Origin of the sequence: Streptomyces lincolnensis, assembly GCF_021173675.1 — a bacterium.
Lineage (GTDB): Bacteria > Actinomycetota > Actinomycetes > Streptomycetales > Streptomycetaceae > Streptomyces > Streptomyces lincolnensis_B.
Window position 1 is genome coordinate 70,573 of the sequence record NZ_JAIHON010000010.1, and the last position, 24,219, is coordinate 94,791.

The 24,219-nt window shown below is 72.3% G+C and carries 24 protein-coding genes; 16 read left to right on the plus strand and 8 right to left on the minus strand.

The window, feature by feature from the left end:
- Positions 1-14 precede the first annotated feature (14 nt).
- From K4B79_RS29300 to K4B79_RS29310, 3 genes are read left to right on the plus strand one after another with little or no spacing between them, the layout of a single operon-like run.
- Complete coding sequence (locus tag K4B79_RS29300; RefSeq protein ID WP_232030520.1) at positions 15-920, plus strand: universal stress protein; 906 nt, start codon at positions 15-17, stop codon at positions 918-920.
- Between the two features lie 12 nt (positions 921-932).
- On the plus strand, positions 933-1,955 hold the full coding sequence (locus tag K4B79_RS29305; protein ID WP_232030007.1) for a zinc-dependent alcohol dehydrogenase: 1,023 nt from the start codon (positions 933-935) through the stop codon (positions 1,953-1,955).
- A gap of 5 nt (positions 1,956-1,960) precedes the next feature.
- The gene (locus K4B79_RS29310; RefSeq protein WP_232030008.1) at positions 1,961-2,833 is read left to right on the plus strand and encodes a universal stress protein; all 873 of its coding nucleotides are present in this window, start codon (positions 1,961-1,963) and stop codon (positions 2,831-2,833) included.
- A gap of 16 nt (positions 2,834-2,849) precedes the next feature.
- On the opposite strand, the gene ppk2 is transcribed toward K4B79_RS29310, so the two are convergent.
- Positions 2,850-3,653 carry a polyphosphate kinase 2 gene (ppk2, locus tag K4B79_RS29315; protein ID WP_232030010.1) on the minus strand — a complete coding sequence of 268 codons (804 nt, stop codon included), beginning with the start codon at positions 3,651-3,653 and terminating at the stop codon, positions 2,850-2,852.
- Positions 3,654-3,944: 291 nt separating this feature from the next.
- Between ppk2 and K4B79_RS29320 the strand changes: the two genes are divergently transcribed.
- Complete coding sequence (locus K4B79_RS29320; RefSeq protein ID WP_232030012.1) at positions 3,945-4,856, plus strand: universal stress protein; 912 nt, start codon at positions 3,945-3,947, stop codon at positions 4,854-4,856.
- Between the two features lie 99 nt (positions 4,857-4,955).
- On the opposite strand, the gene K4B79_RS29325 is transcribed toward K4B79_RS29320, so the two are convergent.
- Entirely contained in the window at positions 4,956-5,525 is a 570-nt protein-coding gene (locus tag K4B79_RS29325) for an Rv1733c family protein (RefSeq protein ID WP_232030014.1), read from the minus strand.
- A 295-nt stretch (positions 5,526-5,820) separates the two neighbouring features.
- On the opposite strand from K4B79_RS29325, the gene K4B79_RS29330 reads away from it, so the two are divergent.
- The 4 genes from K4B79_RS29330 to K4B79_RS29345 all read left to right on the plus strand — a co-directional run bounded on the left by K4B79_RS29330 (position 5,821) and on the right by K4B79_RS29345 (position 9,800).
- The gene (locus tag K4B79_RS29330; protein WP_232030015.1) at positions 5,821-6,816 is read left to right on the plus strand and encodes an Acg family FMN-binding oxidoreductase; all 996 of its coding nucleotides are present in this window, start codon (positions 5,821-5,823) and stop codon (positions 6,814-6,816) included.
- A 115-nt stretch (positions 6,817-6,931) separates the two neighbouring features.
- A complete protein-coding gene (locus K4B79_RS29335; RefSeq protein ID WP_232030017.1) occupies positions 6,932-8,002 on the plus strand; it encodes a zinc-dependent alcohol dehydrogenase family protein in 1,071 nt (356 codons plus the stop codon).
- A 21-nt stretch (positions 8,003-8,023) separates the two neighbouring features.
- On the plus strand, positions 8,024-8,725 hold the full coding sequence (locus K4B79_RS29340; RefSeq protein ID WP_232030019.1) for a helix-turn-helix domain-containing protein: 702 nt from the start codon (positions 8,024-8,026) through the stop codon (positions 8,723-8,725).
- Positions 8,726-8,912: 187 nt separating this feature from the next.
- Positions 8,913-9,800, plus strand: coding sequence for a universal stress protein (locus K4B79_RS29345; protein ID WP_232030021.1), 888 nt, complete (start codon positions 8,913-8,915; stop codon positions 9,798-9,800).
- A gap of 93 nt (positions 9,801-9,893) precedes the next feature.
- Here K4B79_RS29345 and K4B79_RS29350 read toward each other — a convergent pair whose 3' ends face one another.
- Complete coding sequence (locus K4B79_RS29350) at positions 9,894-10,340, minus strand: pyridoxamine 5'-phosphate oxidase family protein (protein ID WP_232030024.1); 447 nt, start codon at positions 10,338-10,340, stop codon at positions 9,894-9,896.
- A gap of 199 nt (positions 10,341-10,539) precedes the next feature.
- Here K4B79_RS29350 and gap point away from each other — a divergent pair, with 199 nt between their 5' ends.
- A complete protein-coding gene (gap, locus tag K4B79_RS29355; RefSeq protein ID WP_232030026.1) occupies positions 10,540-11,568 on the plus strand; it encodes a type I glyceraldehyde-3-phosphate dehydrogenase in 1,029 nt (342 codons plus the stop codon).
- Between the two features lie 124 nt (positions 11,569-11,692).
- On the plus strand, positions 11,693-13,417 hold the full coding sequence (locus K4B79_RS29360) for a sensor histidine kinase (protein ID WP_232030028.1): 1,725 nt from the start codon (positions 11,693-11,695) through the stop codon (positions 13,415-13,417).
- A 93-nt stretch (positions 13,418-13,510) separates the two neighbouring features.
- On the opposite strand, the gene K4B79_RS29365 is transcribed toward K4B79_RS29360, so the two are convergent.
- The 3 genes from K4B79_RS29365 to K4B79_RS29375 all read right to left on the minus strand — a co-directional run bounded on the left by K4B79_RS29365 (position 13,511) and on the right by K4B79_RS29375 (position 15,602).
- Positions 13,511-14,401 carry a universal stress protein gene (locus tag K4B79_RS29365; RefSeq protein ID WP_232030030.1) on the minus strand — a complete coding sequence of 297 codons (891 nt, stop codon included), beginning with the start codon at positions 14,399-14,401 and terminating at the stop codon, positions 13,511-13,513.
- A 158-nt stretch (positions 14,402-14,559) separates the two neighbouring features.
- Positions 14,560-14,940: a hypothetical protein gene (locus K4B79_RS29370; protein ID WP_232030031.1), complete on the minus strand. Its 381-nt coding sequence runs from the start codon at positions 14,938-14,940 to the stop codon at positions 14,560-14,562.
- Positions 14,937-15,602 (minus strand): DUF4389 domain-containing protein, encoded by a 666-nt coding sequence (locus K4B79_RS29375; protein WP_232030033.1) that lies wholly within the window; start codon positions 15,600-15,602, stop codon positions 14,937-14,939. The genes K4B79_RS29370 and K4B79_RS29375 overlap by 4 nt, the downstream gene beginning before the upstream one ends.
- A gap of 276 nt (positions 15,603-15,878) precedes the next feature.
- Between K4B79_RS29375 and K4B79_RS29380 the strand changes: the two genes are divergently transcribed.
- From K4B79_RS29380 to K4B79_RS29390, 3 genes are all read left to right on the plus strand, one after another.
- A complete protein-coding gene (locus K4B79_RS29380) occupies positions 15,879-16,586 on the plus strand; it encodes a CBS domain-containing protein (RefSeq protein WP_232030035.1) in 708 nt (235 codons plus the stop codon).
- Positions 16,587-16,623: 37 nt separating this feature from the next.
- Positions 16,624-17,220, plus strand: coding sequence for an Rv1733c family protein (locus K4B79_RS29385; RefSeq protein WP_232030037.1), 597 nt, complete (start codon positions 16,624-16,626; stop codon positions 17,218-17,220).
- A gap of 116 nt (positions 17,221-17,336) precedes the next feature.
- Positions 17,337-17,759 (plus strand): Hsp20/alpha crystallin family protein, encoded by a 423-nt coding sequence (locus tag K4B79_RS29390; RefSeq protein ID WP_232030039.1) that lies wholly within the window; start codon positions 17,337-17,339, stop codon positions 17,757-17,759.
- A 277-nt stretch (positions 17,760-18,036) separates the two neighbouring features.
- Here the strand turns inward: K4B79_RS29390 and adhE are convergent, their stop codons facing one another.
- Both adhE and K4B79_RS29400 read right to left on the minus strand, forming a co-directional pair.
- Complete coding sequence (adhE, locus tag K4B79_RS29395; RefSeq protein ID WP_232030041.1) at positions 18,037-20,661, minus strand: bifunctional acetaldehyde-CoA/alcohol dehydrogenase; 2,625 nt, start codon at positions 20,659-20,661, stop codon at positions 18,037-18,039.
- 211 nt (positions 20,662-20,872) lie between these two features.
- The gene (locus K4B79_RS29400) at positions 20,873-21,256 is read right to left on the minus strand and encodes a hypothetical protein (RefSeq protein WP_232030043.1); all 384 of its coding nucleotides are present in this window, start codon (positions 21,254-21,256) and stop codon (positions 20,873-20,875) included.
- A 294-nt stretch (positions 21,257-21,550) separates the two neighbouring features.
- Here K4B79_RS29400 and K4B79_RS29405 point away from each other — a divergent pair, with 294 nt between their 5' ends.
- The 3 genes from K4B79_RS29405 to K4B79_RS29415 all read left to right on the plus strand — a co-directional run bounded on the left by K4B79_RS29405 (position 21,551) and on the right by K4B79_RS29415 (position 24,165).
- Positions 21,551-22,543 (plus strand): Acg family FMN-binding oxidoreductase, encoded by a 993-nt coding sequence (locus K4B79_RS29405; protein WP_232030045.1) that lies wholly within the window; start codon positions 21,551-21,553, stop codon positions 22,541-22,543.
- 71 nt (positions 22,544-22,614) lie between these two features.
- Positions 22,615-23,055 carry a pyridoxamine 5'-phosphate oxidase family protein gene (locus K4B79_RS29410; RefSeq protein ID WP_232030046.1) on the plus strand — a complete coding sequence of 147 codons (441 nt, stop codon included), beginning with the start codon at positions 22,615-22,617 and terminating at the stop codon, positions 23,053-23,055.
- A gap of 237 nt (positions 23,056-23,292) precedes the next feature.
- Complete coding sequence (locus K4B79_RS29415) at positions 23,293-24,165, plus strand: universal stress protein (RefSeq protein ID WP_232030048.1); 873 nt, start codon at positions 23,293-23,295, stop codon at positions 24,163-24,165.
- Positions 24,166-24,219: the final 54 nt, after the last annotated feature.

The window sequence follows — 24,219 nt, forward strand, 5'->3', positions numbered from 1 at the left end:
CCCAGGCGGAGACCATGCCCCGCACCGTCACCGTCGGCCTCGACGGCACGCGCGAGAGCCGCGCGGCGGCCGAGTGGGCGGCCCGCGAGGCACAGTTGCTCGGCCTGCCGCTGAAGCTGGTCCAGGTCTGGGAGCCCGCACCGGCACCCATGGCGCAGGCGCCGCTGCTCGGAGCCGAGACCCGGCAGCACTGGACCGAGCGCATTCCCCGGGAGACTTCCGAGGGGCTCCGGCTGCGCCACCGCGGCCTCGACGTGACCACCGAGCAGCTCTCCGGCCGACCGGCCGAGGTACTGACCGACGTGGCGCGGGACGCCGAACTGCTGGTCCTCGGCTCGCGCGGACTGGGCGGGATCGGCGGATTCGTGGTCGGTTCCGTGGGCCTGGCGGTCGTGGCGCACGCCGAGCGGCCGGTCGTCCTGGTCCGGGCCGGAGAACAGGCCGCCGACGAGCACGAGACGGACCCGGCCGGCATCCCGTCCGCAGCGACCCCGTTCCGGCCCGTCGTCCTCGGCCTCGACATCGAGAACCCGGACGAGGAGCTGATCGCCTTCGCGTTCGCCGCCGCCGTCCGCCGCGCGACGTCCCTGCGGGTCGTCCACGGCTGGAACCCACCCCCGTACTACGCCTACGGCCTGTCCGTGGACCTCGAACTCCACGGCGAACTGTCCCGGCGCGAGACCGCCGTCCTGACCGAGGTCCTGGCCCCGTGGCGCGAGAAGTTCCCGGACGTCGAGGTCGGCGAGGAGTCCTCCTACGGCAGCCCCGGCCACCACCTCGTCGACGCCTCCCGCGAGGCCTCGCTGGTCGTCGTGGGCCGGCGCATCCGCCGCAGCCCGTTCGGCGCCCACATCGGCTCCGTCGCCCATACCGTCCTGCACCACTCCACCGCCCCCGTCGCCGTCGTACCCCATCCCTGAGGAGGAACCGTCATGAAGGCAGCGGTTGTCCGAGCCTTCGGCACGCCCCTGGTCATCGAGGACCGGCCGGACCCCGAGCCCGGCCCCGGCCAGGTGCGCGTCCGTGTCGAGGCCTCCGGGCTGTGCCACACCGACATCCACGCCGCCCACGGCGACTGGCCGGTCCGGCCGAACCCGCCGTTCGTGCCCGGTCACGAGGGTGTCGGCCTCGTCGAGAAGCTCGGCGACGGGGTCACCTGCCTCTCCGTCGGGCAGCGGGTCGCCGTGCCCTGGCTGGGCAGGGCCTGCGGGCGGTGCGAGCACTGCCTGTCCGGCTGGGAGACGCTGTGCGAGCAGCAGATCAACACCGGTTACGGCTGCGACGGCGGCCATGCCGAGAAGATGCTCGCCTGGGCCGACTTCGCCCAGCCGGTGCCCGAGGGCGTCACCGCCGTCGACGCCGCCCCGCTGACCTGCGCCGGAGTGACGACGTACAAGGCGCTCAAGGTCGCCGACGTGCGGCCCACGCAGCTCGTGGCGATCTCCGGGATCGGCGGACTCGGTCACCTGGCCGTGCAGTACGCGAAGATCGCCGGAGCGCTGGTCGCGGCGATCGACGTCACCGACGAGAAACTCGAACTCGCCACCGAACTGGGCGCGGACCTCGTCATCGACGCCCGCAAGGACGACGTGGGCGAGGTACTCAAGCGGCACGGCGGCGCGCACGCGGCGATCGCCCTGGCCGTGAACGAGGCCGCCTTCGCCGCCGTCAACTCCGGACTGCGGCGCGGCGGCAGGCTCGTCATGGTCGCCCTGCCCGCGCACGGCACCGTCCAGGTCCCGATCTTCGACACCGTCCTGAACGGCACCAGCGTGATCGGGTCGATCGTCGGTACCCGGCAGGACCTCTCCGAGGTGTTCCAGCTGCACGCGGCCGGCCGCACCCGGGTCATCTCCGAGACCCGGCCGCTGGCCTCGGTCAACGAGTCCATCGACGAGGTGCTGCGCGGCCAGGTCAGGGCCCGCATCGTCTTCGACCTCGGTACCGGACGGTGAGCGCGATGGAGCTTCCGGTCGTCGTCGGTGTCGACGGCTCCGAGTCGAGTCTGCGGGCCGTCGACTGGGCCGCCGACGAAGCCGCCCTGCGCGGGGTGCCGCTGCGGCTGGTGTTCGCCTCCCTGTGGGAGCACTACGAGGGCTCCCAGCTGGCCGAGGCCCTGGGCAAGCAGTCCGAGCGGGTACGGGCGCAGAACATCATGGACTCCGTGGCCCTGCGCGCCCACCGCCGTCAGGCCGACGTGAAGGTCTCCACTCATGTGGAGCCCGAGGAACCCGACTACGTGTTGGTGCGGGAAAGCCGCAGCGCCTCCCTGCTGGTGACGGGCAACCGCGGCCGCACCGGCCTCGCCGAGGCGCTGCTGGGCTCCGTGAGCCTGACCGTCGCCGGGCACGCGCACTGCCCGATGGTCGTCGTGCGGGGCGACCACGACGACCGGACCCTGCCAGGGACGTACGACCGCATCGTCCTGGGTGTCGGTGAGGGGCCGACGGCCCCCGTGGCGGTGCGTTTCGCCGTCGAGGAGGCACAACGACGCCGAGTGCCGGTGGAAGCGCTGCGGGCCTGGCGATGCCCCGCGCACGAGAGCACCGACCATCCGCTGCTGACCGGGGAGCCGGCCCGCCTGCACGAGCAGCGGGCCGTGGAAGACCTGGAAGCAGCGCTCAAGGAAGTTCCCGCCGACGTCGACCTGCGGCGCCGTACGGTCGAGGGCCACCCCCGGACCGTGCTGGTCGAGGCCTCGCACCGCGCCGGCCTCCTGGTGATCGGGGCCCGGCGCGGACAACGGCACTTCGGGCTGCAACTGGGCCGGGTGGCCCACGGCGTCCTGCACCACTCCGCCTGCCCGGTCGCCATCGTGCCCGAACGGGCATGACCGCGGAGACCGGCTCTCAGAGACTCGCCGCGTGATCGGGGACGTAGGTCTGCAGATCGCGCGGCGGGCGCTCGTAGCCGGTCGACCTCGGCCGCTCCGGCAGTTCCAGGACCGGAGGCGGCACGTCGTGGTACGGCACCGAACCCAACAGGTGGGCGATCATGTTCAGACGCGCCCGGCGCTTGTCGTCGCTCTCCACGACGTACCACGGCGCCTCCGAGACGTCGGTGTGCACCAGCATCTCGTCCTTGGCCCGGGAGTACGCCTCCCAGCGGGTGAGCGACTCCAGGTCCATCGGCGAGAGCTTCCAGCGCCGCAGCGGGTCCTCCAGGCGCTTGCGAAACCGCTCCTGCTGCTCGGTGTCGCTCACCGAGAACCAGTACTTGCGCAGCACGATCCCGTCCTCCACCAGCATCCGCTCGAAGATCGGGCACTGGCGCAGGAACAGCTGGTACTCCTCCTTGGTGCAGAAGCCCATCACGTGCTCGACACCGGCCCGGTTGTACCAGGACCGGTCGAACAGCACGATCTCCCCGGCGGCCGGCAGATGCTCGACGTAGCGCTGGAAGTACCACTGGGTGCGCTCGCGCTCGGTCGGCTTCGGCAGCGCCGCGATCCGTGCGACCCGGGGGTTGAGGTGCTCGGCGACCCGCTTGATGGTGCCGCCCTTGCCCGCCGCGTCCCGGCCCTCGAAGACCACGACCAAGCGGACGCCCTCCGCCCGCACCCACTCCTGGAGCTTCACCAACTCCGTCTGAAGCCGCAGCAGTTCCTGCTCGTACACCTTGCGCGGCACCCTCGCCGCGTCCCTGCCGGCCATGCCGCCTCCACCACCCGATGACCCGCCCTCGGAGCCATCCCCAGTCCACGGTCGAACACCAGAACGTCACCGTACGTTCCGACGACGACCTGCGCACCCCGGACGCGCACCGGCGAGCACCTCCACGTCGTGCGGGGCCGGACGGACTCCGGCGGCGGGTGATCCGGCCGCCCCGGTCGGCGTGACCGATCCGGCCGTTCTCCGGCGGGGCCGTACGGCCCCTGTTCGCCAGGCCGTCGGGGCAGCAGTCTCGACATCGGAACGAGCAGCCCGGAGCCAGGAGGCGCGCACATGGTTCGGTACGTTGTCGCGGGAGTCGACGCATCCCCGGAAAGTCTCGCCGCCGCCCACTGGGCGGCTCGGGAGGCGCTGCGACGCGGCGCCCCCTTGCGGATCGTGCACGTCTGGCAGTGGCACCCGCACCCCTCCACCGCCGTGCCCCTGGGTACGGCCCAGCGTGACTGGGCCGAGCGGACACTGAACGGCGTCGTCGCCGGCGTCCGTGCCGCGCACCCGGAGCTGGAGATCGTCGACCACCTGGTGAGGTCGGACTCCGTCGTCACCGCGCTGGTCGCGGCGGCCGACGAGGCGGAGGTGTCGGTGCTCGGTTCCCAAGGGCTGGGCGCCTTCGCCGGGTTCGTGGTCGGCTCGGTCTCCCAACGCGTGGTCGCGCGCTCTACGCGCCCCGTCGTGGTCGTACGAGCGGGCGCGACCGCGGCGGACGACCACCTGCCGGTGGCCGACGGGATCTCGCCCGACGAGATCCCGGACATCCCCAGCCGAGACGTCGTCCTCGGCCTCGACACCGGCCACCCCTGCGACGAGCTGATCGAGTTCGCGTTCCAGTCCGCCCGCCGCTACGGCGCCACACTGCACGTGCTGCACGTCTACGGCGCCTCGGGCCAACTCACGGATGACGCCGGGCCGGGTCCGGCACCTGGACCGGAGCTGCTGGCCCGACACGAACACGCCGTCGTCGCGACCCTGCGTTCATGGGGCGCGAAGTTTCCGGACGTGTCCGTGGTGGAGACCGTACGGGAGGGGCGGGTGGCCGGCGAACTCGTGCGCGCCTGTTCCGGAGCGTCCCTCGCCGTCGTGGGCCGCCGTACTCGCGCAGGTCGTCCGGGTGGCCACATCGGGCCGGTGACCCACGCGGTGCTGCACCACGTCCGCTGCCCGGTGGCGGTCGTGCCGCACGACTGAACAAGGGTGTGCGCTGTGGGGAGGGAGAGGGACGGGGACCTGGCGCCGGACGTCCGCGGTCTGCGGCGCACCGGCCGGCGCCGCTCGGTCCGGCACGGGTCAGCTCGTCCGCTGGCTCCACAGCGGGCCGACCAGATCCCACTCCTCGCTCCAGCGGGCGATGCGGCGCCGGTCGAGTCCCCAGCGCGCGGCCCTCCCGGCACCGAACGCCGCCCCGGTCACGGCGAGGGCGGCGACGGCCCCCAGGAAGCCAGCCTCCAGGACCGCGTTCGTGGGGCTGGGCGGTGCGGTGGTCAGGTTCCCCTGCCGGTCCGTCCAGACCACGATCCTGGATCCGGCCTTCTGGCCGGATTTCACCAGGGTGCTGTCGGTGCGGGTGGAGCCGTCCGGGGTCGTCCACCGGACCTTCGCCACCGCCCGGTAGCTCTTCGCCGAGGCGGACGCGGTGTCGGCGAGGAGTACGGCCCGTACCGAGGTCCGCTCCGCGCGCTGCTGTGAGAAGACCTCGTCCGCGGCCCCGGCCGTCAACGTGCCGGCGAGCGTGCCGCCCACGACGGCGATCACCCACACGGTCAGCACGAGCCACGCCTCGAGAACGTCGTCACGTCGCCGCAGCGGGCTGTTCCGCCACCGCCACAGCCTCTTCGTCGTACGCCTGCCTTCGCGCATCGCCACGCACCTCCCGGTCACGGTCACTGTCAGCAAGGTGGCATCGGGGCCCCGGCCGTGGCATGGGCCGACCAGGCGGCCGGTGAGGGCCGAACGGGGGCCAAGTCCGGAGTCGCCAAGGGCCGTTCAGCCCCCCATCGCCCACCGAGCCGGCGCACCGGCAGGCTTTCGGCGCCGCGGCCCGCACTGCCCTGGTCGGCCACCGGCGAGGGACCATCGGCCCCTCGCCATGCGGCCGCCGTACTCCCACGCTCGAAGGCATCGGTACTGTCCGACGCCCCACGGGAGGTGCGCCATGCGAACCGTGACTCTGGATGCCGCGACCCTCGAAGCCTGTGTCTCGGCGGCGGTGGCCGCGCCCTCGTACTTCAACACCCAGCCGTGGCGCTACCGGCTGGACCCCGACACCGTGACCTTCGAGGTACGCGCCGCACCGGAGCGGAGCCTGCGCCACGCGGATCCCACGGGCCGCGCCCTGCACCTGTCGGTGGGCGCGTCCGTGTTCAACCTCCGTGTCGCGGTGGCCCACTTCGGGTGGTCACCCGTCGTACGCCTGCTGCCCGACTGCGACGAACCCGGTCTGCTGGCGACCGTCCGGCTGACGACGCCCGGCCGTCGGCCCGGAGCAAGCCATCGCCGTGACCTGTACGCCGCGATCTGGCGCAGGCACAGCAGCAGGTTCCCCTTCTCCGACCGCCCACTCCCTCCGGCGGTCCGTGCCGAACTCGGCGAAGCCGCCCACGCGGAGGGAGCGTCCCTCGCGTTCCCCGAGGCGGTCGAGACGACGCGCCTGCTGCGGCTGTCCGCCGAGGCCGAGCGGCGCAACCGCGCCGCCCCCGATCGCAGTGTGGAGAGCCGACGCTGGGTGCACGCGGCTCGGGACGACCGGGCGGACATCGGTATCCCGTCGGACACCCTCGGACGGCAGGACGCGCGGGAACGCATTCCGATGCGTGACTTCACCGCGCAGCGGCACCCCGAACGGCTGCTCGCCCAGGACTTCGAGACCGCCCCCGCCATCGCGCTGCTCACCACCGGGCACGACCGCCGCACCGACTGGCTGCACGCCGGCCAGGCCCTCGAGCACGTCCTGCTGGTGGCCACGGCCCACGGACTGCGCGCGTCCCTGCTGCACCAGCCCATGGAGTGGCCGGACCTGCGCCGGGACCTGAGCCCCGTACCGGATCACACCGGGCACGCCCAGATACTGATCCGACTCGGCTACGGCCCGGAAGGCCCCGCCACTCCGCGGCGCGACCCGCGAGCGGTGCTCGACCCGGAACCGCCGTGACCCGGGCCCCCTCGGCGCCGAACGGGGGCCGACCGGCCCAAGCGAACGCGGAGCACCCGGTACAGGCTGGACATGTGGGGCCCTCCCGGCTCCGCCGGAACGAGGAGGAACGGTCATGAAGGGCTTCGTCTACCTCGGCGCCGGCCAGTCCGCCTGGCAGGACGTCCCGGATCCCGCGATCAAGGAACCGACCGACGTGATCGTGCGCGTGGACGCGGTCACCATCTGCGGAACGGACCTGCACATCCTCGAGGGAGACGTGCCCGAGGTGCGCCCCGGCACGGTCCTGGGCCACGAGGCGGTCGGCGAGATCGTCGAGACCGGCAGCGACGTCCGCACCGTACGGCCGGGCGACCGGGTCCTGGTCTCCTGCATCACCGCCTGCGGCCGCTGCCGCTACTGCCGCGAAGGGGCGTACGGCCAGTGCCTGGGGGGCGGGGGCTGGATCCTCGGCCACCTCGTCGACGGCACGCAGGCCGAGTACGTGCGCGTACCCCACGCCGACCTCTCCGTGCACCCGTTGCCCGCGACCCTGGACTCCCGGGACGCCGTGCTGCTGGCCGACATCTTCCCGACGGCCTACGAGGTCGGCGTGCTCAACGGACACGTGCGGCCCGGCGACACCGTCGCCGTCGTCGGCGCCGGACCGATCGGGCTGGCCGCGGTCGTCACGGCCCGGCTGTACACACCGGAACGGATCCTCGTGGTGGACCCGGCCGTGTCCCGGCTGGACGCCGCCCGCCGGCTCGGTGCCGACGCCGTGGCGACCCTCGACGACGATCCCGCGCAACTGGTCCGGGACCTCACCGACGGCCTCGGTGCCGACGTGGTCATCGAGGCGGTGGGCGTCCCCGAGAGCTTCGAGATGTGCACGCGCATGGTGCGGCCCGGCGGACACGTGGCGAACGTCGGCGTGCACGGCAGGCCCGCGACGCTGCACCTGGAAGACCTGTGGATCAAGAACGTGACGATCACGACCGGGCTGGTGGACACCTCGTCCACGCCGACCCTGCTGCGGATGGCCACAGCCGGCCGGCTGCCCACCTCGTCGCTGGTCACCCACTCCTTCCCGCTCCAACACATGGAGGAGGCGTACGACGTCTTCTCCCGCGCGGCCGACACCGGCGCGCTCAAGGTCGTGCTCGGCGGGACACGGCACGACACCCTGGCCGTTCCGGCGGCCTGAGGACGCAAGGAGGCGAGAGCCGTGCTCGAACAGGCACCGGCCGCCACGGCGACGCCGTCGGTCGACTCCGCACGCGGTGACCTCGGGCGGCGGCTCGCGCGCCGACGCACCGAACTCGGTCTGAGCCGACGGGAGGTGGCCGCCCGGGCGGGCATGGACCCCGGCTACCTCCGCTACCTGGAGGAGACCTCCACCGCGGCCCCCGGCACCAGCGCGCTCATGCGGCTCGCCGGTGCCCTGAGGACCACCCTGACCGCGCTCACCGGCGGCGACGCCGAACGCCCGCCCGGCCTGGGACAGGCATCCCGCGCGCCGGAGTTCGTGGCGCTGGACGTCGAGGAGTGCCGGCGGAGGCTGTCGACACACGGCGTGGGCCGGCTCGCGGCGCTCACGTCCGAGGGACAGACGGTCCTGCCGGTCAACTACAGCGTCGTGGACGGCGCGATCGTCTTCAGGACGGCCCCCCACTCCCTGCTCGCACAAGTACTCGGAGCCAGGGTCGCCTTCGAGGTCGACCACATCGACGACACCTTCAGCAAGGGCTGGAGCGTCCTGGTCCGCGGGCCCGCACAACAGGTGACGGACCCCGCCGCCGTGCGCCGGCTGGCGGCCCACGCGTACAGCAGCCCCTGGGCGGGCGGTCGACGGGACCTGTGGGTGCGCGTCGAACCGGACGACATCACCGGCCGGCTGATCAGGGAGCGGTCCTTCGACGGCAGGTGAGCGAACCCGCTGCCGCGCCGGTCGCTCCGTGCTGCGGACTGCCCCGGGGTGAGCGTCGGACGGCGGTCGGGCGGCGCGGCGGTGGGCGGCGAGATCAGGACCGTCCGGCGGAACTTCGGGACCTGTGGCCCCTCCTGCCACAGGGCCGCGGGCGGCGACAGTGGAGCACGTCCTGAAGGAGGCCCACATGTCCCGCACCGTAACCGCCGGCCTGGACGGCTCAGCCGAGAGCGTCGCCGCCGCCGACTGGGCCGCCCGCGAAGCCCTGCTGCGGTCGCTCCCGCTTCGTCTCGTGCACGCCGGAGACCAACCGCCGTACGGCTACGTGCCGTTCGCGGGCGAGACCGTCGCACCGCCCGATGTGGACCGGGCCGCGAGCATGCTGCACGAGGTCGGAGTGTCGCTCACCCGCCGTCACCCCGGCCTGCTCGTCACCTCCGGTCGTCCGGCCGGCCGCCCGGCGGTCGCGCTGACCGAGGCCGCGAGTGAGGCGGAGGTACTGGTGCTCGGCTCGCGGGGCCTGGGCCGGGCCGCCGGACACCTGCTCGGTTCCGTGGCGTCGGCCGTCGTGGCCCGGGCCGAGCAGCCGGTGGTCCTGGTACGGGTCGCGGACGAGCGGCGACCGGACGACGCGGGGACCGCAACGGCCTTCCCGGCGGATCCGTATCGAGACGTCGCTGTCGGCCTGGACCTGCACGACCCTCCGGCCGACACCGTCCTGGAGTTCGCCTTCGACGCGGCCGCACGACGCGGCGGCACCCTGCGGGTCATCCATGGCTGGAGTCCCTCCGCCACCCGGGCTGGACGCGGACCGGAGGAACCGGACGTGGAACACGGCGAGTTGCTCACCGACGCCCTGCGGCCGTGGCGGGAGAAGTTCCCCCAGGTCGAGGTGGCCGAGGAACCGGTGATCGGTACCGCGGGAGCACACCTGGTGGACGCCTCCCACCATGTCTCACTCGTCGTCGTGGGCCGCGGTCGCCGCTCCGCACCGCTGGGCCCCCGCATCGGCCCGGTGACCCATCAGGTCCTGCGGGAGGCGGTCGCGCCGGTCGCGGTGGTGCCCCACGACTGAGCCACGGCCCTGTGAAATCACGGCCCCGCGAAGTCACGGCACTGCGAAGCCATGCCCCGCGAACTGCCGGAACGGCCGACGACGGTTCGGTGCTCAGGCGGCCACGAGGCGCAGTCCGGTGACCAGATCCGGGCGGATGCGGACCGCGTAGTCCATGGTCCGCTCCACCCAGGGGCGCAACAGCCCTTGATAGCGGACCAGTTCGTGCGGGTCGGTGACCAGTTGGGCGTATCCCGTCACCATCACGCTCCAGCCGAGGTGGGTGTCCGGGTCGATGGCGTCGGCCTCGTACGCGACGACGACACCCGGGTCCCGCGCCTGCTGGGCCTGTGAGGTCAGAGCCGCGCCGGCATGGGTGCGGATGACGATGTCGCCGTCCACGAGAACATGGTTGACCGGGCGGATCGTCGGCAGCGCGTGCTGGGTGAAGACGATCCTCCCGAAGGAGACGCTGCCCAGCAGCCGCATGGCTTCGAGGCGGTCGATCCCGCTGCTTCGGCGCGGCTCGGCCGGGGACGGGTGGGCGTCGTCGAGGGTCATGACAGATCCCGTACGTGTGGGGTGGGGCTTTCGCGTGCGATGAGAACATTCGAGCGAGCTGATGCCGAGACCGCCAGGGCCGGTCGGCCCTCACCGTGGTCCCGTCCGGCCCCCGGTCCACCCCGTACGGCTCAAGCCGCGACGGGCCCGTCCCCGGGAGTCTGGAGGCAACGGACACCGACAGGGGAGGACGACGGACATGAGCGTGCGCGTGGGTATCAACGGCTTCGGTCGCATCGGTCGCAACTATGTGCGCTGTGTGCTGGAGCGTATGGAGAACGACACCGGAACCCCGGTGGAGGTCGTGGCGGTCAACGACATCACCTCGCCGGAGACGCTGGCCCATCTGCTGGCCCACGACTCGACGTACGGGCGCCTCGGACGCGTCGTCGAGCACGATGACAGCTCCCTGACCGTGGACGGGCACCGTATCTCGGTCACCGCCGAACGCGACCCTGCCGCCCTGGACTGGAGCGGCCTGGGTGTCGACATCGTCATCGAGGCCACCGGCCGCTTCCGTACGCGTGAGGCCGCCGGAGCACACCTGGGGGCGGGCGCGCGCAAGGTGCTGCTGTCCGTGCCGGGCAAGGGCGTCGACGCCACCGTGGTCATGGGGGTCAACGAGGGCACCTACGACCCCGAGCGCCACGACGTGGTCTCCAACGCCTCCTGCACCACCAACTGCGTGGCGCCCATGGTCAAGGTGCTGGACGACCACTTCGGCCTGGTCAAGGGCCTGATGACGACCATCCACGGCTACACCAACGACCAGGTCGTCCTGGACGGCCCGCACAAGGACCTCCGGCGGGGCCGCAGCGCCGCCGTCAACATCATCCCGACGTCCACCGGGGCCGCCCGCGCGGTCGGCCTGGTCCTGCCCGAGCTGGCGGGCACGCTGGACGGCATCGCCGTACGCGTCCCGGTCGAGGACGGGTCGCTGACCGACCTGAGCGTGGTCCTGGAGCGGGAGGTGACCGCGGACGAGGTCAACGCCGCGTTCCGGGAGGCCGCCGACGGGCCGCTGAAGGGCGTGCTGCGGGTCTCCGACGCGCCGATCGTCTCGCGCGACATCGTGGGCGACCCCGCCTCCTGCGTGCTGGACGCCCCGCTCACCCAGGCGCACGGAGACCTGGTCAAGGTCTTCGGTTGGTACGACAACGAGTGGGGCTACACCAACCGGCTGCTCGACCTCACCCAGTACGTCGCCGCCCGGCTGCCGCGCGCCTGACCGGCCGGAGTGATCCTCCTCGGGCACCGTCGACCTGGCCTGATCCTGTATCGCCGTGCGGTGCTGACCATTACCTTGGCAGGTGACGGCAAGGGGCCGGGCGAGGCGTCTGGAGGATCACAACGTGGGTGGCTCGGAAGGAACCGGGGAGGCACGCGTCAAGCTGCCGCAGCTGAGGCTGGACGAGCTGCTGGAAGAGCTGCAGGCCCGGCTCGACGCGGCCCGCGGCACCCGCGACCGGGTGCACAGCCTCCTGGAGGCCGTGCTCTCGGTCGGCCGTGAACTGGACCTGGAACAGGCGCTGCACAGCATCGTCGAGGCGGCCGCCGCGCTGGTCGACGCCCAGTACGCGGCGCTCGGCGTGATCGGCCCGGACGGCAAACGGCTGTCGGCCTTCCACACCGTCGGGGTCACCGACGAGCAGATCGCGAAGATCGGGCCCTACCCGGAGGGCCACGGCATTCTCGGGGAGCTCATCCGCCACCCGGAACCGCTGCGTCTGACCAAGATCTCCGAGCACTCCGCCTCGTACGGCTTCCCGGCCCACCACCCGCCGATGAACTCCTTCCTCGGTGTCCCGATCCGGGTGCGCGACCAGGTGTTCGGCAACCTGTACCTCACCGAGAAGCGCGGCGGTGTCCAGTTCGACGTGGAGGACGAGGCGGTGCTGTCGACCCTGGCCGTCGCGGCGGGTGTCGCCATCGACAACGCCCGCCTCTACGAGGAGTCCCGGCTGCGGGAGCGCTGGCTGCGGGCGACCGCGGAGATCACCCACAGCCTGATGTCCGGGGCCGCGCAGGCGGAGGTCCTGAGGCTGATCGCGGACCTGGCCCGGGAGAACACCGGTGCCGTGCTGGCCGTGGTCGCGATGCCGATGGAGGACACGGAGTCGCTCAGCGTGGAACTGGCGATCGGGACGGAGGCGGAGGCCCACCGGGGGCTCGTGCTGCCTGTGGAGGGCTCCCTGATGGGGCACGCCTACTCCACCGCCGCCCCCGTGACCAGCACGGACGTCTCCGCCGACGATCGTGTCTCGACCTTCCCGGAACGCTTCGGCGGGCTCGGCCCGGCGGTCGCGGTGCCGATCGGATCGGGTGCGGACGGGGTCCGGGGCGTCGTCCTGCTGGTGCGGGAGGCCGGCCGGACCGTGTTCACCGCCAAGGAGATCGATCCTCTCAGGGGCTTCGCGGCGCAGGCCGCGATCGCCATGGAGCTCGCGGAGCGCCGGCAGGACGCCGAGGAGATCGCGGTGCTCAAGGACCGCGACCGCATCGCCCGCGACCTGCACGACCTGGCGATCCAGCGGCTCTTCGCCACCGGCATGACCCTCCAGAGCGCCGGCCGTCTGATCGGGCACGCGGAGGCCTCGGAGCGGGTGACTCGGGCGGTGGACGACCTGGACGAGACCATCAAGATCATCAGGTCCACGATCTTCGGACTGCGCTCGCGCGAGGGTGCGGAGGGGTCGGGACTGCGGGCCCGCGCGGTCCGCGTCGCCGGTGAGGCGGCACCGGTGCTGGGTTTCGCCCCCAGCATCCGGATGGAGGGACTGGTCGACACCGACGTGCCCCGCGAGATCGCGGACGACGTGATCGCCGTGCTCTCCGAGGCCCTGACCAACGTCGCCCGGCACGCCCGCGCCGACCGGGCCGACGTGATCCTGGAGACCGACGGGCGCGAGGTCCGGCTCACTGTGTCCGACAACGGTGTGGGCATCCCGGCGGAGGGGCGCCGCAGCGGGCTGCGCAACATGACCGACCGCGCGGAACAGTTCGGCGGCGAACTCACGGTGGACTGCCCCGCAAGGGGCGGGACCACTCTGGTGTGGCGGGTGCCGGTGGGCGGCTGATCCCTCGGCCCTCTCCGTCGGGGCCGTGCTCCGTCGCAGCGACTGGAGGCCGGCCCTCGGCGGCACGGCAAGGGGCCGACGGCTCGTCGCGCCTCAGTCGTGCGGGACCACGGCGACCGGGCAGCGGACGTGGTGGATCACCGCGTGCGCGACCGGTCCGGTGTGCGTGCCGAGCCCGGCCGGGCGGATCCGGCGTCCGACGACCAGCAGACCGGCATCCCGTGCCACGTCCACCAGTCGATGGGCCGGACGCCCCTCCTCGGCCATTTCGTGCACCTCGACGGCGGGATACTTCTCCCGCCACGGCACCAGCAGCGAGGACAGGGTCCGCTCGGCCGCCTCCCGCACGGCCCGGCGGGCCTTGGCCTCCGCCGCCGGTGGCATGTAGGGCAGTTGCCACGCGTACACCACGCGCAGCGGCGCGTCCCGCAGCAGGGCGCTGTCGAACGCGAGGGCGAGCAGGTCCTCGTAGGAGTGCGCCGGATCGATGCCGCCGACGACATCGCGGTACGGGGTGCGGGACGACATCCGGCCCTCCGCGTCCCGCAGATGCTCGTCCTCAAGGGTGTGTTCGGCCCGTACGAGGACCACGGGCCGCGTCGCGCGAGCCACGACCGCCGAGGCCACCGAACCGGCCATGAACCCGCCGAGGCCGCTGAGCGCCCGGCTGCCGAGAACCAGCAACTCGGCGTCGGCGCCCGCCTCGACGAGCGCGTCGGGCGCGGGCCGGGCGATCCGGTCCGCGCTGAGACGCAGCTGCGGACAGCGCTCGTTGAGGCGGTCCATGGCAGTGTTCAGGATGTGCCGGGCCCGGTCCCGTGGGGCGTCGAGTTCGGGGAGGTCAACCGCTTCGGACGACAGCGCCTCCGACGCTTGAACCAGGCGCAGCGCACGGCCGCGACGCAGGGCTTCCCTGGCCGCCCAGTCGGCGGCGGCGAGACTCTCACGCGAACCGTCCAGGCCCGCGACAACGGGACGAAGCACTGCCAACACCTCCCTGAGACGGGGGCCCCACCTCCGTGGCGGTCCCCTCCAGCACCAGGATCTCCGTGCGGTGACGCGCGGGGGCAGGGGCTGGGAGTCCTCGTCGTAGGGCCGAACGGTCCCCAAGGGGCGGGGGCGCGGTCGGCGGCACGGCGGCCTCAGTGGAGGGACGCCGGCCAGCCGCCCGTCGCGGCGAGGATGACGCCCACGTCGAGCAGGACGCCCACCGACAGCCACGGGTCGAACCAGGCCGTCTTGAGGACGAGTCCGCTCACGGCGCCCACGACCGCCGCCACGGGCCACCAGCCGCTGCCCGCGAAGACACCCGCACCGGCCACGGCGTAGACCAGCGCGGTGTACCAGGCCAGCGCCAGGGCCGTGGCCCTCGCCGGGGCGTCGGCGACGTGGGCCGCGGTCAGCGCCCACGAGTGCCCCGGATCGAAGGGGGCCGGCCGGCCCGCCGGGGCCGGCGCCGTCCAGACTCCGGGGTGGAGCAGCCCGTGCGCGATCAGGAAGACGCCGACCAGGGCGGTGATCATGACCGCTGCGCCGGAACGGCCGGTTCCGTGCCGCCCATGTCCAGCCGGAACGGCGGGTACGTGTCCGTCATCAGGGCCACGTAGGCGGCGACCCGCAGCACCCAGCGGTTGAGGCCGAGCACCAGGTCGAACAGGTTCCTCGGGTACTTCTCCGTGACGGCCATGACCACGGCCGCGATGAGGGTCAGCACGAGGATCAGCCCACCGTCCCACCATCCGAGGTGGAGGCCGCCGAGGAAGAAGCCGACGACGATGTAGTGCGGGATGGCCAGCAGCCACCACTTCACCAGCACCAGGCCGCGGGAGAGCCGCTCGGGGTAGGCGATGTCCAGCCGGGCCGGGTAGTCGGGCTCCTCACCCAGGCTGAACGGCGGATACCGGTCCGTGCCCAGGGCGCCGTAGGAGTAGTACGCCACCCGCCAACTCCAGCGCAGCACACCGAGGTTGAAGTCGAACAGGGGGCGTGGATAGCGGCCGGTGAACGCGATGGCGAAGAACGCGATCACACTCACGACGGCGAAGCCGATCCAGAGGAAGAACAGCACCACGTAGTGCGGAATGACCAGGATCCACTTCACCAGCCACAGCCATCGCGACAGCGGTGCGTCGAGCACCGCGTCGACACGGACCGGGCGGCCCGGAATTCCGGCAAGGGTCGTCATGGTCGATCAGCTCCTTCGCCTCCCGTAGGACACCGCGTGGTGAGACACGTCGGTGTGGTCCCATGCCCAGCGTGACCGTCGGCCGGAGGCGGCCGCGAGGGCCGGTGGGCCCGGGTCCGAGGCCCGTCGGGCCCTGTCACCTGGTGCGGCCCCACCTCGTGTGCCGCGGCAGGTCCACAGTGGCCTCCCCGACAAGGGCCGGTCGGCCCATGCGCTCCGTACGACCATGACCCACTCTGAAGACAGGCGCCGTACCCCGTACCACCGGAGGTCGCCATGCAGGGCACCCCGCACACCGTCAGCGACGTGATGAGCCGTACCGTCGTCGCCCTGCGGAGCGACACGCCGTTCAAGGACATCGTGAAGGCCGTGGAACGGTGGGGGATCAGCGCCCTGCCGGTCGTGGACGACGGACACCACGTCGTCGGTGTGGTGTCCGAGGCGGACCTGCTGCCCAAGGAGGAGTTCCGCGACGGGGATCCGGACCGGTACGCCCGACTGCGCCGACTGTCCGATCTGGCCAAGGCCGGGGCACGCACCGCCGAGGAGCTCATGACGGCGCCCGCCGTCACCGCCCGCGCGAACGAGACGCTGGCGCAGGCTGCCCGCACCATGGCGCGATGCGGGGTCAAGCGGCTGCCGGTGGTGGACGCCGACGGAGTGCTGAAAGGCATCGTGAGCCGCTCCGACCTGCTCAAGGTGTTCCTGCGGGACGACGAGGACATCGCCCGGGAGGTGCGGCGCGAGGTCGTCGCGTTCCTCTTCCCCGACCCCGTCGAGCCGATCCGCGTGAAGGTGCGCGACGGTGTCGTGACGGTGACGGGCCGCGTCGAGGACACCTCGCTCGTGCCCGTCGCGGTGCGTCTGGTGCGGTCCGTCGAGGGCGTGGTGGACGTGGACTGCGTGCTTCTGGGACCGCCGCGTCGACCGGATCTGGATCCGGATCTTCCCGACGGGGACCCGCCGAGCGGCCGTCCGTCCTGAGGCTGAGGCCGACGGCCGGTCGAGGAGGTGTCGACTCATGGCGGAGACACGTCACACACCCGTGAAGAAGGTGTGGTTCTGGCGGTGGCGGCGCAATCCGCTCCGGCGCCACAGCGACACGGTGGAAGCCCGGATCGTCCTGGTCACCTGGACCGTCGCTCTGCTCGGCGGTCTGCTCGCGGGAGAAGTGGCCGGGGCGGTCGTCGAGGACGGTCTCGCCGCCCGACGGGCCGCCGTGCATCCCGTGTCGGCCGTACTCGTCGAGGACGCGGACAAGGCACCGAGCGTGACGTCGGTCGGCAGCGACGGCACCGTGCGGGCGACCGTGCGCTGGACGGCTCCTGACGGATCCACGCACACGGCGAAGACCCGGGTCGTGGCGGGCAGCGACGCGGGGACTCCCGTCACCGTGTGGTCCGACCGGACGGGCGCCCTGGTCCGCACCCCGCCCTCCGCGACGGAGGCGCTTGTGGAGTCGGCGCTGACGGGCGTACTGGTCGCGGTCGGCACCGGTGGCGCCGTCCTCGGATGCGGGTGGGTGGCACGACACCGGCTGAACCGGCGCCGGATGCGGGACTGGGAGACGGAGTGGGCGACCGTCGGTCCCGAGTGGCGGAAGAGGATGACCGGCTGACAGGGCCGACCGGGTCCCTTGTGGGGTCGGTCGGCCCACGCCTGCGCCGCCCCGGCGCGTGACGCTGGAATCAGCAAGAGCGAACTGGAATCAGCAAGGGCGAAGAGGAGGGTGACATGAGCGGCATGATCGAGCGGCTGACCGGTCGGCCGGCCTTCCCTGACCTGTTCGGTTGGGTGGAGGCAGGCCTCCCCGCGGCGCACACCGCCCCGGGGACGCACGGCATCCGGGTCGAGGAGCACGTCAAGGACGGGACGTATCTGCTGCGGGCCGAGCTTCCCGGCATCGACGCCGCCAAGGACGTCGAGATCACCATCACGGAGGGCGTGCTCATCCTGCGCGCCGAGCGCACCGAGGAGACGACGGACAAGCATCACACCGAGTTCCGCTACGGCACCTTCACCCGCTCCGTGCGGCTGCCGGCCGGAGCCAAGGGCGACGAGGCAACCGCCGAGTACAAGGACGGTGTCCTGACCGTCACGGTCCCGGTTCCGGAGGAGAAGACGAGCACCCGGACCATCCCCGTGCGGCACGGCTGAACGCCGCACCACCAAGGACCGGCGCAGACAGGCGCGGCCCGGACGGTTGTCCGGGCCGCGCCTGCGTGTCTCCGGCCGGAGTGCGCCTCGCCATGAGGACCGCACGGAGGCGGGGAGGGCCCATCCGCTTCTCGCGGATCCTGATTGCGCGGTGCGCGACCCGTAGCCGCTTCCCCGCGTCCACTGGCGAGCCCTTCCCGCCACCTCCAGCACACCATGCCCGTGCCGGCCGCCGCCAGGGCCGATCGGCCCCATCTTCCGCCGACGGCCGGCAGGTTCAGCCGAAGTAGGCGCCGCGCATGAGGTCCTGCATGTCGTCCAGCATCGGCATACGCGGGTTGGCGGGCGCGCACTGGTCCTCGTAGGCGTTGAGGGCCTGCTGGGGAAGGGCGTCCAGGAAGGTCTGCTCGTCGACGCCCAACGACTGGAACGTCGGCTCGATCCCGACGGCCTCGCGCAGCCGCTCCACGGCTCGCGCCAGGGACTCCACGCCCTCGGCGGGGGTGGTGGCGGGCAGACCGAGGGTGCGGGCGATGTCCTGGAAGCGTTCGGGGGCGCGGTAGTTCTCGTACTTGGGCCAGCCGGTGAGCTTCGTGGGAACGGCGCCGTTGTAGCGGATGACGTGCGGCAGCAGCACCGCGTTGGTGCGGCCGTGCGCGATGTGGAAGGTGGCGCCCAGGGTGTGCGACATGGCGTGCACGATGCCGAGGAACGCGTTGCCGAAGGCCATGCCCGCGATGGTGCCGGCGTTGTGCATCTTCTCCCGCGCCTCGGCCGACGCCGCACGGTCGGTGACGGCCGCCTCGATGTTGCCGAAGATCAGCCGGATCGCGTGCAGGGCGAGACCGTCGGTGAAGTCGTTGGCGTAGACCGAGACATACGCCTCGATGGCGTGGGTGAGGGCGTCGAAGCCGCTGTCGGCCGCCAGGGCCGGGGGCAGCTCGATGGTCAGCAGCGGGTCGACGATGGCCACGCTGGGCGTGAGCGCGTAGTCGGCCAGCGGGTACTTCTTGCCGGTGGCCGGGTCGGAGATGACGGCGAACGGGGTGACCTCGGCACCGGTCCCGGAGGTGGTGGGCACACACACCAGACGGGCCAGGGCGCCCAGGGTCGGGAAGCGGAAGGCCCGCTTGCGGATGTCGGAGAACTTCTGCCGCATGTCCTCGAAGTCGATGTCCTCGCCGACGGCCTGCTGCTCGTACAGCAGCCACATGACCTTCGCCGCGTCCATGGGCGAACCGCCGCCGAGCGCGATGATCGTGTCCGGACGGAAGTCGCCCATCAGACGGGCGCCACGCCGTACGGAGTCGATGCTGGGCTCCGGCTCGACGTTGTCGATGATCTGGAGGGTGACCGGCTCGGGACGCCGTTGCAGGACGCGGGTGATCCGGTCGACGAAGCCGAGGCGGGTCATCGTCGCGTCGGTGACGATCGTGACGCGGTGGACCTCGGGCATGGACTGCAGATACCGGATGGCCTGCGGCTCGAAGTAGATCTTCGGCGGGACCTTGAACCACTGGAGGTTGTTGCGGCGGGTGGAGACCCGCTTGACGTTCAGCAGTTGGGCCGCGGAGACGTTGTTGGACACCGACGTGCTTCCCCAGGAACCGCACCCGAGGGTCAGGGAGGGCAGCAGTCCGTTGTAGATGCCCCCGATGGCGCCCTGGGAGGAAGGGGAGTTGACGATGACCCGGACGGTCTTCATCCGCATGCCGTACGACTCGGCCAGGGCACGGTCCTCGGTGTGGATGACGGCGCTGTGGCCCTGGCCGTGGAAGGCGATCATGTCGGCGGCCAGGTCGAAGGCCCGCTGCTCGGACTCGGCACGGAGCACGGCGAGCACGGGGCACAGCTTCTCCCGCGTCAACGGCTCCTCGGGGCCGACCCGTTCGGCCTCCACCAGGATGACCGAGGTGTCGGCGGGCACGGTGAACCCGGCCTGTTCGGCGATCCACGCCGGACTCTGCCCCACAGCCGCGGAGTTGACCTTCGGCTCGCAACCACCTCCCGTGGCCTTGCCGGTGGGGAAGAGGTAGGACTCCAGCTTCGCCTTCTCCTGGGCGGTGGCCAGGTGCGCGTGCAGGACGCGGAACTCGGCCACCGCCGCGTCGTAGATGTCGCCGTCGAGGATGACGGCCTGCTCGGAAGCGCAGATCATGCCGTTGTCGAACGACTTCGACAGCACCAGGTCGTTGACGGCCCGGCGCAGCCTGGCGCTCCTGTGCACATAGGCGGGCACATTGCCGGCGCCGACGCCCAGGGCGGGCTTGCCGGCCGAGTAGGCGGCCTTCACCATGGCGTTGCCGCCGGTCGCGAGGATCAGCGAGACGCCCGGGTGCCGCATCAGGGTGTCGGTCGCCTCGACCGACGGCGACTCGATCCACTGCACACAGTGCTCGGGCGCTCCCGCGGCGACGGCCGCGTCACGCACGATCCGCGCCGCCTCGGTGCTGCACCGCTGGGCGGAGGGGTGGAAGGCGAACACGACCGGATTGCGGGTCTTCAGCGCCATCAGCGCCTTGAAGATGGTGGTGGAGGTCGGATTGGTGACGGGTGTGATCGCGCACACCACCCCCACCGGCTCCGCGATCTCGACCATGTCCTCGATGTCGTCGCGGCCTATGACCCCGACGGTCTTCATCGGACCCATGCTGTGCGTGACGTGCTCGCACGCGAACATGTTCTTGGCCGCCTTGTCCTCGAACACACCGCGCCCGGTCTCCTGAACCGCCAGGCGGGCCAGCGCGGTGTGCCGGTCCAGGGCGGCGACCGACGCCTTGTTCACGATGTGGTCGACCTGCTCCTGGGTGAGGCTGTCGTAGTCGGCGAGTGCCTTGAGGCCCGCTGTGACCAGACGGTCCACGACGACCGTGGTGTCGGTGGGGGAGTCGTGTCCAGGCATGGGAGGGTGCCTCCGTTTTTGGTGGTCGCCATAGGCGTACGGCGGTCATGTACGGCGGTCGTACCGGTGGGAGGCGCTCGAAGGGGCGCGGCTCCCGGATACCGACTCTTTCTCCTGGACCCGGGGCCGTGACAGGCGCCGAAGGTCCCCTTTCGAGCCCTGCCGGCCCGGTCGGGCAGGGCCGTTCGGCCCCACCTGGCCGGGGCGGGGACTACCGTTGCGGCGGACCGCCGCGCCACGGCGGTGGCGTGGCCGCCCTGCGGAGGGCGTCGCCGCGATGCGCGAGGCGCTCGGTGCGGCTGCGGAGCCTGTCCTGGAGCCGGTCGGCGAGCTCCCGGGCGCTCGCCTCGCGGGCATGGACGACGACGAGGTCGGTGCCGACGTGGATCTCGGCGGCCCCCGACCAGGGCAGCTCGACGTGGTGGGCCGTGGCCCTGACGACGCGCACCTCACCGTCGGCGGGCGGGAGGCCGGGACGGTCCAGAGCGGTGCCGACCTTCTCCCTGAGGTAGGCGAGGGACTCCTCGTCCACGTCGCCCTCGGCTCGCACCCGAACGCCGGCGGTGGCGTCGCGCCCGTTGTCCTTGGCTGTCATCCGCTCCACTCCCTGTGATCGTTCCGATGACGCCTCAAGGCTGCTACGGACAGGGCCCCGGCCCCAGGGGACGCTCGGCCCCGGGGCCAGGGCCGACAGTCCCGCCCCGGGCCACCGGACGTGCGATTCCGGCGCGGTCCGACCGAGTCCCACCGGCTGCCCAGGCGGCCTAGTACGAGAGGTGTGGCCCGTCAGGGCCCCGGTGAGGGACCAACGGCTCCTCACCCGGCGGCGGGACGGCGCCCACGCTCGAAGACAGCAGCACCGTCCGACCTCACAGGCGAGGAGGCCACGATGTCCAGCGCAACCCTTGACGTCGCGATCATGGAGGCCTGTGTCGCGGCCGCGGTCGCGGCGCCGTCGATCTACAACACCCAGCCGTGGACCTTCCGCCTGGAGCCCGACGCGCTCACCTGCCAGGTGCGTGCCGCTCCGGAGCGAGGCCTGCGGCACGTGGACCCGGACGGTCGTGCCCTGCATGTGTCGGCCGGGGCGTGTCTGTTCAACCTGCGCGTCGCCATGGCCCACTTCGGTCGGGCGCCGGTGGTCCGGCTGCTGCCCTGTCCCGGGGACCCGGACCTGCTCGCCGTCGTGCGGCCGGTCGCGCGCGTGCCCGGGGGCGCGGACGCGGGTCAGGCCGACCTCTACGAGTCGATCCGGCGCCGGCACAGCAGCCGCCTCCCCTTCAGTGACCGGCCGCTGCCCCCGCGTCTGCCCGTGGAACTGGAGGAGGCGGCTCGTACGGAAGGCGCCGTGCTCCGCTTCCCCTCGTCCGCCGAGACGCTCCGCCTGCTTCGGCTGACCGCACAGGCCGAGCAGCGCAACCGGATGGACGTCGGCCGTGCCATGGAGAGCCGCAGGTGGGTGCACCAGGATCCGTACGAGGCCGCCGACGCCGGCCTGCCCTCCGCGCTGCTCGGTCCGCAGGACACCCGGGAGCGACTGCCGCTGCGTGATTTCACCGCGCAGCGGCACCCCGAGCGACTTGCCGCCCGCCCCTTCGAGGCGGCCCCGGTCGTCGCCCTGCTGAGCACGGTGCACGACCGCCGCACGGACTGGCTGCGGGCCGGACAGGCCCTGGAACGCGTGCTGCTGGTCGCCACGGCTCACGGTCTGCGCACCTCCCTGCTGCATCAGGCGATGGAGTGGCCGGACCTGCGGCACGACGTTCTGGCCACCCCGGACGGCGGCGGCCACGCGCAGATGCTCGTGCGGCTCGGATACGGGCCGCAAGGACCTGCCGGCCCACGGCGCCCGGTGCGCGACGTGATCGACACGGGGCCGTGAACCGGTTGCGTGGCCCGTGCCCAGCAGGGCCAGGAACGAATGTGTACTCCAGGCGAAGGACGGACTGACCGATGTACCGCAACGACGGATTCCGCGAGCTGGACCGACAGGAGTGCCTCCGCCTGCTGCGGAAAGTGCCTGTCGGTCGGATCGTGCACACACGCCAGGCCATGCCCGCGGTGCTGCCGGTCAACTTCTGCCTGGACGATGACGACGCCGTGCTGCTGCGCACCGCCGCGGCGTCCGAACTGGCACGGGCGATCGACGGCTCGGTGGTGGCCTTCGAGGCCGACGAGGTCGACACCGGCGCGCGCTCCGGCTGGAGCGTGATCATCACCGGGTCGGCCACGGTCGTGACCGACCCCGTCGACCACGAGCGCCTCACCCGCACCGGGCCCCGCTCCTGGGCGCCCTCGCCCGAGGAGGTCTTCGTGCGGATCGAACCCGAACTGGTCACGGGCCGCGAGCTGGTCGCCGGGCGCACCATGTACGGCATCGACCTCTCCTCCTGAACGAGGGACCGGAAACGAGGGACCGAGAACGAGGGACCGAACGGCCCTGCCGTATGGGGAGGTCCGGCCGGCAGACGGGTTCGGGTGGCCCCTGTCCCGGGCGCCGGCCCGGGACGAGCATCCTTCGTGGAGCCGCCGCGGCAGTCACCGTGAGCTGCCTGGCGGAGCACGCGCCTGGTCCCCGGTGGCCCCTTCCGACCGGAACGAACGAGAACGGCACAGAAGGGAAGCCAGACCATGACTTTTCACCAAGTGGTCGTCGGAGTGGACGGTTCGCTCATCGCCGTACGGGCTCTCGACCGGGCCGCCGAGGAGGCGGTACGGCGTGGTGCCGTGCTGCGTGTCGTGTACGCGGTGCCCGATCGCGACGAGGCCGGTCCGGTTCTGGCCTCGGCCGCCGCCCGGGCCCGCGCACGCCACCCCGGCCTGCGGGTCGTGACCGCGGCGGTCCAGGGCGGCCCGGTGGAGGCGCTCACCCGCGAGAGTGGCGACGCGGCCCTCACCGTCGTGGGAACCCGGGGGTTCAACGCGGTTTCCGGCCTGATGTTCGGGTCGGTGAGCCTGCGCCTGGCTGTGCACGCGCGCGGGCCGCTGATGGTCGTACGCGACGACCACCCGTGTGACCGCGGCACGCCTTCGACCGAGCGCGGCCGGGAGCTCGGGGACGCTCCCGCGGTGCTGCTCGGGGTGGAGAGCGACGCCGACGCGGACGCGGCCGTGTACGCCTTCCAGGAGGCGGAACGACGCGGTGCGCGACTGAGCGTCCTGCACGCCTCGACCCGTCGGCACCTCACCCCCGAACTTCCCTCGCTGGTGCCCGCGACGAGCCCTGGCCAGGATCGTCAGGCCCTGGCCGACCGGGCCGAGGACGCCGTGCCCCGCTTCACCCTCGCGCACCTGGAGGAGCGGCACCCCGAGGTCGTCGTCGACGCCCGCGCGGTCCGCACCGCCCCGACGCAGGCCCTGCTGAAGGCGACACGGGACGCCTCCGTCGTCGTGATCGGCGCCCACCGGCGTACCGGCCGGCTCGGGCACCACCTGGGACCGGTCGCGCACGCGCTGCTGCACCGTTCGCACTGCCCGGTCGTGCTGGTGCCGATCGCCGCCTGAACAGGGACGGGTGAGGCATTCAGGAAGGGCCGTTCGGACCGCTCCCGGGGCCCT